This window comes from Novosphingobium oxfordense, assembly GCF_044029435.1.
GTDB lineage: Bacteria > Pseudomonadota > Alphaproteobacteria > Sphingomonadales > Sphingomonadaceae > Novosphingobium.
This window is the reverse complement of sequence record NZ_CP147005.1, coordinates 542,344-558,167: the sequence shown is the minus strand read 5'-3', so window position 1 is coordinate 558,167 and position 15,824 is coordinate 542,344. Positions and strand designations below refer to the sequence as shown.

Annotated in this window: 10 protein-coding genes; 3 read left to right on the top strand and 7 right to left on the bottom strand. The window is 65.8% G+C overall.

Annotated features, from left to right (window positions below):
* The first annotated feature begins 58 nt into the window (after positions 1-58).
* Positions 59-733 (top strand): peptide-methionine (S)-S-oxide reductase MsrA, encoded by a 675-nt coding sequence (gene msrA / locus WBP07_RS02495; protein WP_395395703.1) that lies wholly within the window; start codon positions 59-61, stop codon positions 731-733.
* Positions 734-745: 12 nt separating this feature from the next.
* Here the strand turns inward: msrA and WBP07_RS02490 are convergent, their stop codons facing one another.
* The 6 genes from WBP07_RS02490 to WBP07_RS02465 all read right to left on the bottom strand — a co-directional run bounded on the left by WBP07_RS02490 (position 746) and on the right by WBP07_RS02465 (position 10,215).
* Positions 746-1,936 carry an NAD(P)/FAD-dependent oxidoreductase gene (locus tag WBP07_RS02490; protein WP_395394070.1) on the bottom strand — a complete coding sequence of 397 codons (1,191 nt, stop codon included), beginning with the start codon at positions 1,934-1,936 and terminating at the stop codon, positions 746-748.
* A complete protein-coding gene (locus tag WBP07_RS02485) occupies positions 1,933-3,573 on the bottom strand; it encodes an NAD(P)/FAD-dependent oxidoreductase (protein ID WP_395394069.1) in 1,641 nt (546 codons plus the stop codon). Before WBP07_RS02485 ends, WBP07_RS02490 begins: the two co-directional genes overlap by 4 nt.
* Before the next feature lie 49 nt (positions 3,574-3,622).
* Positions 3,623-4,576: an alpha/beta hydrolase gene (locus WBP07_RS02480; protein ID WP_395394068.1), complete on the bottom strand. Its 954-nt coding sequence runs from the start codon at positions 4,574-4,576 to the stop codon at positions 3,623-3,625.
* Positions 4,577-4,631: 55 nt separating this feature from the next.
* On the bottom strand, positions 4,632-6,815 hold the full coding sequence (locus WBP07_RS02475) for a TonB-dependent receptor (RefSeq protein WP_395394066.1): 2,184 nt from the start codon (positions 6,813-6,815) through the stop codon (positions 4,632-4,634).
* Positions 6,816-6,977: 162 nt separating this feature from the next.
* Positions 6,978-8,654 carry an amidohydrolase gene (locus WBP07_RS02470; protein ID WP_395394065.1) on the bottom strand — a complete coding sequence of 559 codons (1,677 nt, stop codon included), beginning with the start codon at positions 8,652-8,654 and terminating at the stop codon, positions 6,978-6,980.
* A gap of 100 nt (positions 8,655-8,754) precedes the next feature.
* Positions 8,755-10,215: a PLP-dependent aminotransferase family protein gene (locus WBP07_RS02465; protein WP_395394063.1), complete on the bottom strand. Its 1,461-nt coding sequence runs from the start codon at positions 10,213-10,215 to the stop codon at positions 8,755-8,757.
* Positions 10,216-10,384: 169 nt separating this feature from the next.
* Here WBP07_RS02465 and WBP07_RS02460 point away from each other — a divergent pair, with 169 nt between their 5' ends.
* Together WBP07_RS02460 and WBP07_RS02455 are read left to right on the top strand one after the other, a co-directional pair.
* Positions 10,385-10,993, top strand: a complete 609-nt coding sequence (locus WBP07_RS02460) for an FMN-binding negative transcriptional regulator (RefSeq protein WP_395394062.1) — start codon at positions 10,385-10,387, stop codon at positions 10,991-10,993.
* Positions 10,990-14,220 carry an amidohydrolase family protein gene (locus WBP07_RS02455; RefSeq protein ID WP_395394060.1) on the top strand — a complete coding sequence of 1,077 codons (3,231 nt, stop codon included), beginning with the start codon at positions 10,990-10,992 and terminating at the stop codon, positions 14,218-14,220. The genes WBP07_RS02460 and WBP07_RS02455 overlap by 4 nt, the downstream gene beginning before the upstream one ends.
* A 75-nt stretch (positions 14,221-14,295) precedes the next feature.
* On the opposite strand, the gene WBP07_RS02450 is transcribed toward WBP07_RS02455, so the two are convergent.
* Positions 14,296-15,507, bottom strand: coding sequence for a carbohydrate porin (locus tag WBP07_RS02450; protein WP_395394059.1), 1,212 nt, complete (start codon positions 15,505-15,507; stop codon positions 14,296-14,298).
* Positions 15,508-15,824 lie beyond the last annotated feature (317 nt).

Below are 15,824 nucleotides of genomic sequence, written 5' to 3'. Positions count from 1 at the left end.
TAACCGGCGCGCGGCCAGCCGCGAATTCCCTGTCATGCGTGACACGGGAGATGCCGCGATGCCGATCCGTCCTGTTCCCCTCGCCCTGCTGGCCGCCGTCGGGCTGGCCGGGACCACCGTGCTCCTGACGCTGCCGCGTGGCGAGGCGGCCTCGGCCGCTGCGCTGCCACCGCCGCCAGCCGAAGTCGTTCGTCCGGCCGGGCAGCAGACTGCCGTGCTTGCCGGCGGATGCTTCTGGGGCATGGAAGGCGTGTTCGAACATGTGCGCGGCGTCGTTTCGGTAACCTCCGGCTATGCCGGCGGCACGCGCGGAAGTGCCAACTATGGCTCGGTCTCCAGCGAGACGACAGGCCATGCCGAAGCCGTGCGGATCGTCTACGACCCCGCGAAAGTCAGCTATGGACAGTTGCTGCAGATCTTCTTCGCCGCCGCCCACGATCCGACGCAAGTGGACGGCCAATATCCCGATCGCGGGCCCAGCTATCGCTCGGCCATCTTCCCGCAGAACGATGCCCAGCGACAATTGGCCGCCGCCTACATCGCCCAGTTGGGCAAGGCCCACGCCTTCCCCAAGCCAATCGCGACGAAGATCGAGACCGGGACATTCTTCCCCGCCGAAGCCTATCATCAGGACTTCATGCGCAGGAACCCGAACAACGGCTATATCCAGCGCTGGGACAAGCCCCGGCTGGCCCGGTTCAAGGCCGCGTTTCCACAGCTCTACGTCGGCTAGAAAGGTGGCGGGCTACATCGCCAGTCCGGTCGCGCGGGCACTGGCCCAGGCCCACTGGAAGTTATATCCGCCCAGCCATCCGGTAACGTCCACCGCCTCGCCTATGGCATAGAGGCCCGGCACCTTGCGCGCCTCCATGGTCTTGGATGACAGGCCGCCGGTATCGATACCCCCCGCCGTGACTTCCGCCTTGGCGAAACCTTCGGAGCCATCGGGCAGAAACGGCCAGCGGGCCAATTTCGCCTCGGCAGCGGCAAGCACCTTGTCCGACATTGCGCCCAGTTCGCCGGACAGCGCCAACCGCTCGCACAGCACATCCGCCAGCCGCTCCGGCAGCCCTTCACCCAGTAGCTTGCGCAAGCTGGTGCGCGGGCGTTCGCGCTTGGCGTCCTTCAGCCAGCCTTCGGGGCGATCGGGCAGGAACTGCGTCGTCACCGTCTGGCCACGCTGCCAGAAGCTCGAGATCTGGAGGATCGCCGGACCGGAAAGGCCGCGATGGGTGAACAGTGCCGCCTCGCGGAACGCGGCCTTGCCTGCGCCTTTGCCTTCCACACGCGCGATCACTTCGGTCGAAACACCCGAAAGATCGCGGAACAGCGCCTCGTCCCCCGGAAGCGTCAGAGGCACCAGCGCCGGGCGCGGCTGCACGACTTTCAGGCCGAACTTGCGCGCCAGATCATAAGCAAACCCGGTCGCGCCCATCTTTGGAATCGAGGGCCCGCCGGTGGCGATTACCAGCGCCGGCGCGGTAGCAACGCGGCTGCCGAAAGCGACGCGGTAGAGACCGTCGGCATGGTCGATCTCGCCCAGCGGATCGCCGCAATTCAGCTCAACACCGCCCTTGGCGCATTCTTCCAGCAACATCGCAACGATCTGCTTGGCCGAGCCATCGCAGAACAGTTGGCCCAGCGTCTTTTCATGCCAGGCAATGCCGTAAGCCTCCACCAGCGCCAGGAAGTCGGCGGCCGTGTAGCGGCTCAGTGCCGACTTGGCGAAGTGCGGGTTGCTGGACAGATAGCGGTCCGGCGCGGTGTCGACATTCGTGAAGTTGCAGCGCCCGCCGCCCGAGATCAGGATCTTCTTGCCCGGCTGGCCGGCATGGTCCAGCAACAGCACCCGCTTGCCGCGTTGCCCGGCCGTAGCGGCACAGAACAGCCCGGCCGCACCCGCGCCGAGGACGATGGCGTCGTAAGTGTCGCTCACTGTTCAGATGAGGCCAGATTCGGGGCCAGTTCCAGCGCCAACGCTTCGGCAACGCGAATACCGTCGACCGCGGCCGAAAGGATGCCGCCGGCATAACCCGCGCCCTCGCCCGCCGGGTAGAGCCCGCGCGTATTGAGGCTCTGGAAATCCTTGCCGCGCGTGATGCGCACGGGCGAGGACGTGCGCGTTTCCACGCCGGTCATCACCACGTCCGGATGGTCGTAACCGGGCACCTGACGGCCGAACACCGGCAGTGCCTCCCGGATCGCGTCCACCACGAAGTCCGGCAGGCACTCCTTCAACTCGGTCAGATGCACCCCCGGCTGATAGCTGGGGATCACTTCGCCGAACTCGGTCGAGGGGCGGTCCGCCAGGAAATCGCCCAGCTTCTGCCCGGGCGCCTTGTAGTTGGAGCCGCCGGCCTTGAAGGCCAGTTCCTCGAACTTGCGCTGGAATGCGATGCCGGCCAGCGGATCGCCGGGATAGTCCACCTCGGGATCGATATCGACGACGAGGCCGGAATTGGCGTTGAATTCGGCGCGCGAATACTGGCTCATGCCGTTGGTGACGACGCGGCCTTCCTCGCTGGCCGCTGCCACCACGCGCCCGCCGGGACACATGCAGAAGCTGTAGACGGTACGCCCGTTCGATGCCTTGTGCGCGATCGAATAGGCCGCCGCACCCAGGATCTTGTTACCGGCATTGGGGCCATAGCGCGCGGTGTCGATCCAGCTTTGCGGATGCTCGATCCGCACGCCGATGGCGAAGGGCTTGGCCTCCATGAACACGCCCCGGTCGTGCAGCACCTGAAATGTATCGCGCGCCGAGTGCCCCACCGCCATGATCACATGGCTCGCGGGCAGGAATTCGCCGTTGGAGAGGTGCAGGCCGGTAAGGCGGCGCGTACCGTCCCCATCCTCCTCCACCTCGAAATCGTCGACGCGGGTGCTGAAACGGTATTCGCCGCCCAGTTGCTCGATCGTCTCGCGCATGGAAATGACCATGGTGACGAGGCGGAAGGTGCCGATGTGCGGGTGCGCTTCGGTCAGAATGTCATCGGGTGCGCCGGCCTTCACGAATTCGGTCAGAACCTTGCGGCCAAGGTGGCGTGGATCCTTGATGCGGCTGTAGAGCTTGCCGTCGGAGAACGTGCCCGCGCCCCCTTCGCCGTACTGCACATTGCTTTCCGGATCGAGAACGGAGCGGCGCCAAAGGCCCCAGGTATCCTTGGTGCGTTCGCGCACGGCCTTGCCGCGTTCGACGATGATCGGCTTGAAACCCATTTGCGCAAGAACCAGCGCGGCCAGAAGACCGCAAGGGCCAGTGCCGATCACCACCGGGCGCGGGCCGTCGTAGTTCTCCGGCGCATGCGTGACGAACTTGTAGCCGGTGTCGGGCGTCGTCCGCACATGCTGGTCGTCATGGAACCGCGCCAGCAGTTCAGCCTCGTCCTTCACCTCAAGGTCGAGGGTGTAGACCAGCTTGATCGCGGTCTTGCGGCGCGCGTCGTTGCCACGGCGCACCACGGTCAGGCGGTCGATCTGGTCGGGCGCAATGCCAAGGCGGTCGCAGACGGCGGCCTCAAGGTCGGCCGGGGCATGGTCGAGCGGCAAGGCAAGGTCGGAAAGGCGGATCATCCGCGCGCCCTTATACCCGATCGCCCCGTAAAGCCACGACCGATGGCAATCAGCCCTTCAGCATGGCCGCAAGCCACTGAGAAGCCTCCGCAATCGCGCGATCGGCCAGTTCCGAGGCGGCCACGGCTTCCAGGAAACTGTGCGTGGCGCCCGCGTAGACGCGCAGTTCGGCCTGCGGCAGCCGCTGTGCCATCGCCCTGTTCTCATCGAGCAGCACGTCGCATTCGGCCACGCAAAGCCATGCCGGCGGCAGGCAGGCAAGATCGGCGTGAAGCGGCCGGGCGAGCGGATCATCGACTGCTTCGCCCGCAAGGTAGGTTGCCCAGAACTCGTCCATTTCCGGGCCGGTGAGCATGTAGCGATCGCCGTCGCCGTACCGGTCGTAGCTTTCCGTCCAGGCTCCGTCCCAGGCGCCGTAGTTGAGCAGCAGCGCGCGCGGCATGGTGCCGCCCTGCCCGCGCCGGACGATCGTGGCGGCAACGGCCAGATTGGCCCCGGCGCTGTCTCCGCCGATGGCGTAACGTGCGGGATCGAGCCCATGTGCCACACCGTTACCCTGGCCTTCGTCCGCCAGCCAATCGAGCACATCGCCGATGGCATGGATCGCCGCCGGAAACGGATGCTCGGGCGCAAGCGGATAGTCGATACCCAGCACTGCGCAGCCCGATCGGCCGGCATATTCACGCATCAGCCGGTCATGCGTGTCGACGCTGAACAGGGTCCAGCCACCGCCGTGGAGATAGATGAGCACCGGCAAACGGGCTGCATCGGAAGGACGGTGGATGCGAATGCGCGTCTGCGCCGGGCCGACGCGGAGTTCCTCGGTAGAGGCCATCACCGGGCCACCGCGCGTCCACGGCTCTCGCTGACGCTCCGCAATCGCGCGCCGCTCGGGCGCGGAAAGGCCGGGACGCGAGCCGAGCGCGGCAGAAGCGGCAAACATCTGCCCCAGCCAGCTGCGGATTTCGGGATCTACGTCGTCGTTGTCAAAAGCTTGGGTCATATCGCAAACAGAGGGTCGCGGCCCGGCGTGAGGGACTGCCGGGCCGCGAAGCCGCTTAGAAGTCGGCCGAGATGGAGGCCTTGAACGTGCGCGGCTGGCCCTGAAGAACCGAGGTTGCGAAGGTGTCAAAGGCCGAGGCCCAATAGGCCTTGTTGGCCACGTTATCGACATTCAGGCGCAGCGTGACCGGCACATCCCCGGCCGCCAGCACGTAGCGGGCGCCAAGGTTGAACACGGCCCAGTCCGGCAGGCGAATGGTGTTCGCCGCGTCCACCCACTGCTTGCCGGTATAGATCACACGGCCGGTCAGCGTCAGGCCCGGGATCATCGGCGTATCCCATTCGAGGTTGGCGTTGGCCGTCCAGTCTGGCACGCCCTTCGCGTCCTTGCCCTCCGTAGCGGCGACGCCGGTGTGCACCTGCTTGGCATCGTTGATGGCAAGGCCCGAGATCAGGCGCAGGCCCTTCGCAAGTTCGCCGTTGACGGTGAACTCCACGCCCCGGTTACGCTGCAGGCCGAACAGGCCGTAGGTCAGGATGTCCTGTCCATCGTCGGGCGTCAGGTCGATCGAATAGGCATTGGGCTTCTTGATCTGGTAAAGCGCCAGGCCCACGAACATCGGGCCGATCTTGGCCTTGCCGCCGACTTCGTACTGGGTGGACTTGTACGGCGGGAAGATCTCGTTGGCGTTGGTCACGTCCAGCGGCGCGGTAGAGCCGGGCTGAAGCGCCTCGATCCGGTTGGCGTAGAGCGAAATGCCCGGCACCGGCTTGATCACCAGGCCGACAACCGGGGTAACCGCGTTGTCCTTGTACGTCGAATCCAGCAAGCCGCCGTTGTAGGCATTGTAGCTCTTGGTCTCGATCGACTGCAGGCGCAGGCCGCCGGTCAACAGGATGCGATCATCCCAGAAGCCGATCGTGTCCGACGCGAATACCGACCACAGGGTGCTGCGCGAAATCGGGAACGGATCATCAAGATTGCCGCCGACGAACACCGAATCCGGCAGTGGAATCTGCACGGGGTTGTAGAGGTTGTTCGGAACGCCGTTGAAATCCGTGCCGTAGCGGAAGTCGAAAGCGTTGCGGTTGACCTGCCAGTTCATCGACGCGCCGATGTTGAATTCGTGCGTGATCTGGCTGCCCAGCTTGATGCGCGTGCCAACCTCGGCCGCCTCGTTGTTGTCGGTGCGCGGCACGTAGAGCGCGGTGACGTAACCGTCGCCGGTCTCAGCGTCGTTCACTCGCACGCCGCCGTAGATGCCCTTTTCCGAACCGTCGCGCGCGCCGCCCTTGGCGTAGAGCAGAACGTTGTCCGCCACGTCGTATTCGACATTGAGCATGCCGAAGATGTCGCGCAGCTTGGTATAGGTGTAGTCCTGCGCATAGTTGGCGCTGGCCTTGGGCACGCGCGGCAGCGTGGCCGAATTGATCGTCACCTTCGGACGCAGATTGTCGACGCGGACCTGCTGATAGGCAAGGTCCAGCGAAACGCGCAGGTTACCGCCATCATAGTCGATACCGGCGCCCAGCACGCGGGTGCGGCGATCCTCGCCCTTGATCGACATGTTGCCGTCTTGGTAGTTGCCGTTGACGCGGATACCCCAGCGGCCGTCGCTCGAACGGCGGGCCACGTCGAAGCTGCCGCCGAAGTGCGAATCCGACGTGTAGCCAAGGGTCACGCGGTTCAGCGGCTCATTACCGGCGCGCTTCAGCAGCAGGTTGACGCTGCCGCCAAGGCCCGACCCGCCCGGCGCAGCGCCGTTGAGGAAGGCCGATGCGCCGTTCAGCACCTGCACGCTCTCGAACAGTTCGGGTGCGATCAGCTGGCGCGGAGTGATACCGTAGAGGCCGTTCAGGCCAATGTCGTCGCCATAGAGTTCGAAACCACGGATCACGAAGCTTTCGGCGGCATTGCCGTAGCCATAGGTCGTGCGCACGGTGGGATCGTTGTCCAGCACTTCGCCCAGAGAGCGCGGCTGCTGGTTCAGGATCAGCGTCTCGTCGAAGCTGCGCAAGTTGAAGGGCAGGTTTTCGGCCGCCTTGTTACCCAGCACGCCAGCGCCGCCGCCGTTTTCGACATGGGTGGCATTGGCGCGCTGCGCGGTGACGACGATGTCGTCAGGCTTGGGCGCATCCGCAGCCATGGCCTGGCCGGAGAAACCGCAGAGCGCGGCGGCGATGACGAGCCCACTGGCATGCAGGCGGACGTTTTCGGCAATCTTGGCGGTTTTCGACATTCTGACCCTCATGTTCATCACGCCCCTGTTCGTTGCGCTGTGGCGCTATTGCGAATGGATAGCACTTAGACGGTCTTCCCTTTGACCGCCACTCCGAAACTTATGTTTCCGATAGTCCCCCACGAACATCCAACTCATATCGTTTCAGGGGGCCAATCCGTATCATCCGTAAACTTTGGCCCCGCCAAGATGGGTCGAAACGACCTTCGCTTTGTCGAGCGTTTCGGGATCGATCGCGGTAAGATCGCGGTCCCACACCACAAAGTCGGCAAGCCGGCCGGGAGCCAGCGTTCCCGTGTCCGCTTCGGACCTACCGGCGAAGGCCGCGCCGCGCGTGTAACACAGCATCGCGTCATGGATTTCCACCCGCTGCTCGGGATACCAGCCCTGCGGATTGGCCCCGTCCAACGTCTCACGCAGGACCGCTGCCTTCAGGCCCGTCAGCGGATCGATGGGGGCCACTGGCCAGTCCGATCCGAAGCACACATGGGCACCACTCTTTATAAGTGATTCAAAGGCATAAGTGGTCTTCAGGCGCTCCGGCCCGATCCGGCGCACGGCCCAGCGACCATCGTCCACCGCGTGGAAGGGCTGGACGGAGGCGATCACCCCCTGTTCGGCGAAGCGGCCGATACTGGCGGGGTTCAGATGCTGGGCATGCTCGATGCGCCCGCGCCGATCGCGCACGCCGTTGATCCGGGCGACTTCCGCCCACATGTCCAGCACCATATCGTTGGCGCGATCACCGATCGAATGGGTGGCGATCTGATAGCCGGCCGCATCGGCCTCTCGCATCAGCACGCGCATTTCATCGGGATCGGTAACGGTGATGCCGCGCGTGCTGGGATCGTCCAGATAGGGTTCGTAGAACAGCGCCGTGCGGGAACCCAGCGAACCATCGAACACGACCTTGCAGCCGCCCCAGCGCACGAATTCATCGCCGCGGCCTTCCGCCTTCACGATGGCATCCAGCTTCTTCCAGTCGCGCAGCGGGATCATCGCATAGAAGCGGAACGGCAGATCGCCCGATGCCCGCATGCGGCGGGCCGATTCGAACGTGTTCCAGTCGATCCCGGTTTCATGGACCTGGGTGACGCCGCGAGAGAGCGCCAGCTGGATGCCGCGCCGGTTGGTCGCGTCGCGCTGCGCCGGGGTCGGCTCCGGAATACGCCCCAGCACCATGTCCTTGGCCGCATCCTTGAATACGCCGGTAAGGCGGCCCTTGGCATCGCGTTCGATCACGCCGCCGGCGACGGCGGGCGTATCGTCTCCCAGCCCCAGCATCTTCAGGCCCAGCGAGTTCACCACCACCATGTGAAGGTCGTAGCGGACCACCGCCACCGGGGTCTGCGGCGTCACTCCATCGATCCAGTCGCGATTGGGCAGTTCGCCGCCCCACGAATCGTTGTCCCAATTGCCACCCAGCAGCCATTCGCCGGCCGGCATGGCTTTGGCCGCATCGGCCACGACCTTGACGAATGCTTCCCTGCTATTGGCCTGGCGCAAGGAAGGCTGGCCGATCGTGGCCGAACCCATGGTGAAGTGAACATGGCAATCGGTGAAGCCGGGCGTGACGAACGCGCCGCCCAGATCGATCACCCGTGTTGCCTTGCCCGCCAGACTGCGCGTCGCTTCCTGACCCAGCGCGACTACGCGCGATCCGACAAGCCCGATGGCATCGGTGAAGACCGTACGCCCCTCACCCGTCCAGATCCGGCCATTCGTGTAGATGGTGTCGACAGGCGTGGCCGAAGCCCACGCGGCCTGGCTGTACAGGAACGTTCCGGCCGCCGCGCCGCCGGCGCGGGAAAGGAAAGAGCGGCGGTCGAAACGTGTCATGGCGCGATCCCGTCAGGCTATCTGTCGGGGCTGAGAGTGCGGGGATCGATTGGAACCTGAAACGGCCAATTTACAAATTTATGACGGGTCCAGAACCCGCTTATCGCGCCGCCTCGGCCAGAGCGGAAACCGCACGGGCGGCTTCGCCGTCGTCCAGACTCGCAAAGCCAAGCCGCAGGCCCTTGTCGGCCGAATCGCGCGCCATGAAGGATCGGTGGCTGGCGAAACGCAAGCCCTGCGCCTGCGCGCGCTGCTCGATCGCGTCGATATCGCCCCGGAACTTGACCCAGAAGGCCAATCCGCCATCGGGCACGGCAAAATCCACACGATCCCCCAGATGGGCATCCAGCAGCGCCGCGAAAGACTGGCGCCGCTCTGCATAGACGCGCCAGGCCTTGCGCGCATGGCGGCGCAGTTCGCCATTCGCGATCAGTTCGGCGGCGGTTTCCTCCGTCACCGTGTTGCCCATGCCATCGGTCAGCGAGACACGGTGCGCCACCGCATCGATCACCTTTTCCGGCGCGGCCAGATAGCCGATGCGCAGCGCCGGCAGCAGCAGCTTCGACATGGAGCCAAGGTAGATCACCTGCCCCGGCGCATAGCCTGCCATCGGCAACAGCGGCTGCGACTGGAAATGGAATTCATGGTCGTAATCGTCCTCGATCACCGCAACGCCGAACTGGCGCGCCACCTCCAGCAGTTGAAGCCGACGTTCCGGCCGCATGGCGATCGTGGTGGGAAACTGGTGGTGCGGCGTGACGAAGATCGCGCGCACCGAATGGCGGCGGCACATCGCCTCCACCTCGGCCACATCGATCCCCTCTTCGTCCAGCCGCACCGGGATCACCTTGCCGCCCAGTGCGCGGATCGCGGCGACGGCCGGTTCGTAAGTCAGTTCCTCCACGATCACCGCGTCGCCCGGCTCGATCAGCACTTGCAGCGCCAGGAACAGCCCGTTCTGGCTGCCGCGCGTGATGCAGATATTGGCGGGGGTTACCGGCAGCCCGCGCTGGCTGCGGAGCATTTCCGCCACTTGCTCGCGCAAGCTGTCCGACCCGCGCGGATCGCGATATTGCATGCGGTTTGCGCGGGAGGCGCGGTTGATTGCCGAACGATAGGCGCGGGCAAGCTGGTCGGCCGGAAACAGGCGGCCGTCGGGCGCGCCCTCGTCCAGCTTGATGCCGCGGCCGCCGGGCAACGCCAGCGCGCGGGCGGGCGGCTCGGCGAAGCGGTAGTGCGTCTGCTCCACCCGCTGCTCCGGCTCCGGCGTGGCGGTTTGCGACGATGTGCCGGTCGGCAACGAGCGCGAGACCATGGTGCCGCGCGTGCCTTCGGTGGAAAGCCAGCCCTGCGCGATCAGATCCTCGTAAGCCAACACCACGGTTTTGCGATTGACGCCCAGCGCATTGGCCAGTTCGCGGCTGCTGGGCAGATAAGTGCCGGAAGCAAGGCGGCCTGTTTCGATGTCGCGGATCAAGGCGTGGATGATCTGCATGTAGATCGGCGTCCCGCGTTCGGGATCGATTCGTTCGCTGAGGGTTACCTGCCAGGGACGCAGCATGCTTGGGCTCCACTCCGGTTCGTGTTCTTGGCGATCCGGGCAAGCTGCTAGCATCATGTCACGCCTTGGACCATGGCAATATTCGGTATTGGACATTGCCCGGGGACCAGTTCCAAAGGATCAACCTTCTGCCCATGCTCTTGCCAATGCCCTCAATTTCCGGAGCCTCATGATGGACCCGCGCTTCCGCCAGTTCGGCGCCGACGACGTGCGCAAGCTGATCGCCGATTTCCCGCTGGCCTGGGTGCTCTCGCCCGGGGCGCCGGCTGCAGCGGCCGGCCTGCTGCCGATGCTGGGGACCTATGACGAAGACGGCATGCTGATCGGCCTTGTCGGCCACATGGCGCGCCGCAATCCGCTGTGCGCCCGGTTCGCCGCCGATCCCGCCGCGCAGTTCCTGTTCACCGGACCGCAGGGCTATGTCTCGCCCGAACATGCAGGGCGGCGCAACTGGGGGCCGACCTGGAATTACGCCGCACTGCGGATCGAGGCTGAAGTGCGCGTGGACGAAGCGCTGACCGCCGATGCCCTGGCCCAGCTTGTGGAGGCTTGCGAGCAAGGCCGCGCTTGGCCATGGACCGTCAGCGAATTGCAGGAGCGATATACCGGAATGCTGGGGGCAATCATCGGGTTCGAGGCGCGCGTCACGATGCTGGACGGTACGTTCAAGCTGGCACAGGACGAGGATGCCGAAGTGCTGGGCAACCTGCTGGAAAGCCACCCCGATGCGCCGCTGCGCGCATGGATGGCGCGGATGAATGGAAGCCGCCTCGCATGATCCGCAAGCTGGTTCCCGCGCTGCTGCTCGCCAGCGCCCTGGTTGCGCCGGCTGCCGCCCAGTCCGGCCTGCCGCTGAAGCCGGAACGGGTGTTGACGCTCCATCCGGAGCGGACGACCTGGACCTCCGTATCCGTCTCGCCCGACGGCAAGACGCTGGCTTTCGACGTGCTGGGCGATCTCTACACGATGCCGGCCGATGGCGGCGCAGCACGTCAGATCAGCGAGGGACTGGCCTTCGATTCGCAGCCCAGCTTCTCTCCCGACGGGCAGTGGATCGCCTTCGTCACCGATCGCAGCGGGGCGGAGAACATCTGGATCGCGCGCGCCGATGGCACGCAGGCGCGGCCGATCACCCGCTTCAACGACGATACCGCGCTCGCCTCCCCGGTCTGGAGCGCGGATGGCAAATCGGTTTTCGCCAGCCGCTTCCGGCCCGATCTCAACAACTACGAATTCTGGCAATTCCCGCTTTCGGGCGAAGCCGTGCTGCTGGTACCGGTAAAGCCGAAGGATGGCGCCCTGCGCCCGTCCTGGCGCTCCACGCTGGGCGCAACGGCCACGCCGGATGGCAAGGCGATCTACTACGCGCGCCGTACCGACGGCCTTGAATTCGACATGCCGACGCGGTGGACCATCCTGCGCCGCGATCTCGCCACCGGGGCGGAAACCGACGCCATTGCCGGCACCGGTGCGCGCGGGACCAAGGAAGAAACGTTCTTCGCCCCGCTGATCTCGCCCGACGGCCGCTGGCTGGCCTATGTCACCCGGCGCGAAGGGGTGAGCCGCCTGCGCCTGCGCGATCTGACCACCGGCGCGGACAAGGCGCTGGGCGATACCGAACTGGATGCCATGCAGGCCTCGTCATGGATGGGCATAGTCCCGTCGATGGCGTTCACGCCGGACAGCAAGGCCGTGATCCTGAGCCACGACGGCCGGTTCGAGCGGCGCGATATCGCCAGCGGCCAGAGCACGCCGATCGCACGGACAATCACCGCCAAAGTCGCCGTCGGCCCCTCCACCCGCTTTTCCATGCGCGAGGAGATTGGCCCGGTCGAAGCCAAGCTGGCGATGGGCGCGGCCCCCTCTCCCGATGGCAAGCAGATCGCCTTCGCTGCGCTGGACGGAATCTGGGTGCAGGACCTGGGCGGGAAGGCCGCGCGCCGCCTGCCACTGGGCGCGGGCGTGGAAGCCCCGGCACAACCTAGCTGGTCGCCCGATGGGAAGACGCTGCTGTTCGTAACCTGGAGCGAAAAGGCCGGTTCGGCGATCTGGACGGCGCCGGTCGATGGCAGTGCGCCTGCCAGCCGCGTGGCCGCCGCGCCTGCCTATTACCGGTTCCCCGCCTTCACGCCCGATGGCGCGGCGATCCTTGTCCTGCGATCGGCGCTGGAGGAACGACGGCAGACCAATTTCGAATTCGGCCCGCTGCGCAAAGGCCAGTTGGTCGCCATGGCGCGGGACGGCACCGCCGTCCGCGTGCTGGCCGAGGGTCGCCTTGGCGGCAAACCCCACTTCGCCCGCAGCGCACCGGGCAGCGTGTTCCTGCTCGACGATGACGGGCTGGTCCGGGTCGATCTCGCCTCCGGCAAGCTTTCGCCCGTCGCTCATGTTTCCGGCCCCGGTTGGTACTTTGCCGAGGGCAATGCCGATGCCGACGACTTGCGCATCAGCCCGGACGGCACGCAAGTCGCTGCCGCGATTGCCGACCGGGTCTATGTGATGCCCACCCCCGCCGATCCCGCGAAGGAGATCGACGTGCTGGCCCCCGGCACTCCGGCAAAAGTCCTGCCCGGCCTTGGCGCGGACTGGTTCGAATGGAGCGGGCACGCCACGCTCGATACCGTCAACGGCACGCTGTTCTCGCGCCGCACGATTGCGGACGGGCGCGAAGTGGCCGCGATGCGCCTTGAAGCAACGGCCCCGCGCGTATCGCCGCAAGGGTCGCTGCTGCTGCGCGGCGCCCGCGTGCTGACGATGGCCGATCGGGACCGCGTGATCGAGGAAGCCGACATCCTCGTCACCGCGGACCGCATCGCCGCCGTGGGACCGCGCGGATCCTTCGCGGTGCCTGCAGGCACGCAAGTGCGCGACGTTACCGGCAAGACGATCCTGCCCGGCTTCATCGACGATCACGATCATGTGGGCGAAATCCGCCGCAACAACCCGGCGAACGAGCTTTGGGGCCTGCGCGTGCGCCTTGCCTACGGCGTGACGACCAGCTTCGACCCCTCCACCCTCTCGCCCGATCACCTTGCCTATCAGGGGCTTGTCGATGCCGGTTACGTGCTGGGGCCGCGCCTGCGCTCCACCGGCACGGCAGTGTTTTCCAAGCAGCGGATCACCTCTCTGGACGACGCGCGGCGGGTGCTGTCGCGCTATTCGGACGGCTATCGCACGCACAACCTGAAGGAGTATCGCACGGGCAGCCGCGCGGTGCGCCAGTGGGTGGCCATGGCCGCGCACGAGCAGCATCTGCTGCCCACTACCGAGGGCGCGCTGTCGCTGAAGCTGGACCTGACGCAGATCCTGGACGGCTATGCCGGCAACGAGCACGCCCTGCCCGCGCCGGTGCTGGGGGATGACGTGATCGCGCTGATGAAGGCGATGCGCACCAGCTACGTCACCACGCTGAGCATCACCAATTCGGGATCGCCCGCCACCGACTGGTTCGTGGCGCATGACGATCCGGTGGTGGACGCCAAGCTGCGCCGCTTCTGGCCCGCACCGGCGATCCGCCAGAAGATCGCCATCGGGCGCGACTTCCATCCGCTGGAGGAAACCCGCTTCCCGCAGATCGCGCACGACGCAGGCACATACGCTGCGGCGGGCGCACTGCTGGGCATGGGATCGCACGGCGAAGTGCCCGGGATCGGCTATCACTGGGAGATGGAGGCGCATCAGGTCGGCGGCATGAAACCGATGGCCGTGCTCCACGCCGCCACCGCCGGCGCGGCCGAGACGATCGGGCGGCTGGCCGATCTTGGCACGCTGGAGGCCGGCAAGCTGGCCGACCTTGTGATCCTGGATACCGATCCGCGTGACGACGTGCGCAAGGCGCGCGATATCGCCTCGGTCATGCGCGGCGGGTTCCTTTACGATGGCGCCAGCTTGCAGGAGCAGTGGCCCACGTCAGGCGAAGCGCCCCGTGCATGGTTCGACGGGATGAGCGACGAACAATGGCTTCCGCTGGTCGACCCCAAACGGCCGGACGAACCCGAGCATTGAGGGACCGCCTGGAACCGCCGTTCCTGCCTCTCCACTTCCCATCACACCGTCATCCCCGCGAAGGTGGAGGGCCGGCTACAAGCTGACGGTAACCCGCAGCCCGGCGACCAGCGCATCGTCAACGCCCGGCGCGGCGCTCGGATCGATCACGTACTGAACGTCCGGCTGCAAACTCAGCCACGGTGTGATCGCCTTGGCCGCCGTCAGTTCGATCGAGGTCTCCGCGGGCCCGGCGGATGTGGCGCGACGGTAATCGTGCGAAGTGCGCGCATGGGCGATGGCCGCGCCGAACTGCCAGTCGTCCGTCAGGTCCAGCGTCACCCCGGCCGAGGCGAAGCCGGAGAACATGTTGACTGCGCCGCTGGCCATGCCGAGCCGCCCGAACACGCTGACCTTGCCCCTGTCGCCGGACAGCAGCTCCATCTCTCCCCGTAGATAGGCGCCGTGGCTGGGCGCGGTGCCGGAAAGGCCGTGCCGTTCCAACTCGCGGGTGTAGCCCCATGCCCCGCCGATCAGGCGCAGTTTGCCATGGCGCCAATCGGCCTCCCCTATCGCGAAGGCGCCATCGCCATGCCCAAGCTTGATGGCAGTGCGGCGCGGATGATCGGGATCGCCGGGCACACCGTCCAGCACCGCGAACCGCGCAGTCACTTCGTCGGAGACTTTCGCCTCCACGCGCAGCGCCAGGCTGGTGACCGGGAAGATCGATGGCCCGTTCCGGCCCGACTGGCTGATATCGGTGCCGATCCCGTGCGCGCTGGAGATGAACAACGCGCTGGCATAGAGCGCATCGAATTCGGAATTGAGATCGTAGAGCCCCAGCTTGACCGACGCGCCGGCGCCGAAGTCCTGTTCGATCCACGCTTCGTAAAGCCGGAATGCTTCCACTCCGGTTTCGATATTGCTGGCGGCTTGCGCGTCCCCGGTAAGGTCGCTGAGCGAATGGCCGTTGTTGTAGAGGCCATAGGCGAACAGCCGGGCGCCGTGCCAGCCCACTGCCGCATCGAGATCCGCACCAACGATTACGTCCAGATTGTCGAGATAGCGCCAGCCCGGCTTGGCCCCGCCGGAATTGTGCCAGATGTCGGCGGTATAAGCCAAGCCGAGATCCAGTACCTTCTCGCTGTCCTCCATCCGTCCGGCTTCGCCCTGGCGACGGGAAGTTTCGGTCGGAACGGGACTTTCCGCCGCATGCGCCGCTGCAGCCGGGGCAAAGGCCAGCAGCGCCGCCAGTGCAGGCATCCGGGGAATTACCGAGGGCCTGCGGGGAGCAATCACGCGAGTCATGCTGCCTCATAGAGGCAATCATGGCCCCTCAAATCATCCAGCTGCAGACTATCGGATGGTCCAATTGGCAAAATCCGAAAAGCCGCGCGACATCTCGATACCGCTCATCGCCGGCCCGATACCCGGCCTCGAACACGGCGCGTGAACTTCACTGCAAGCGCCCGGCCGAACAGTCCCGGACAGCATTTCCCCGCAATCGATCCCCAATATTGAAGCCGGGACCAGTCATTCCGGCACATTTACTCATTGCCTGCCCTCAATATTCCCCGCTACAATTAGTTTGCTCCCAGGGGGGACAGCAAACAGCGGTGCTCGCT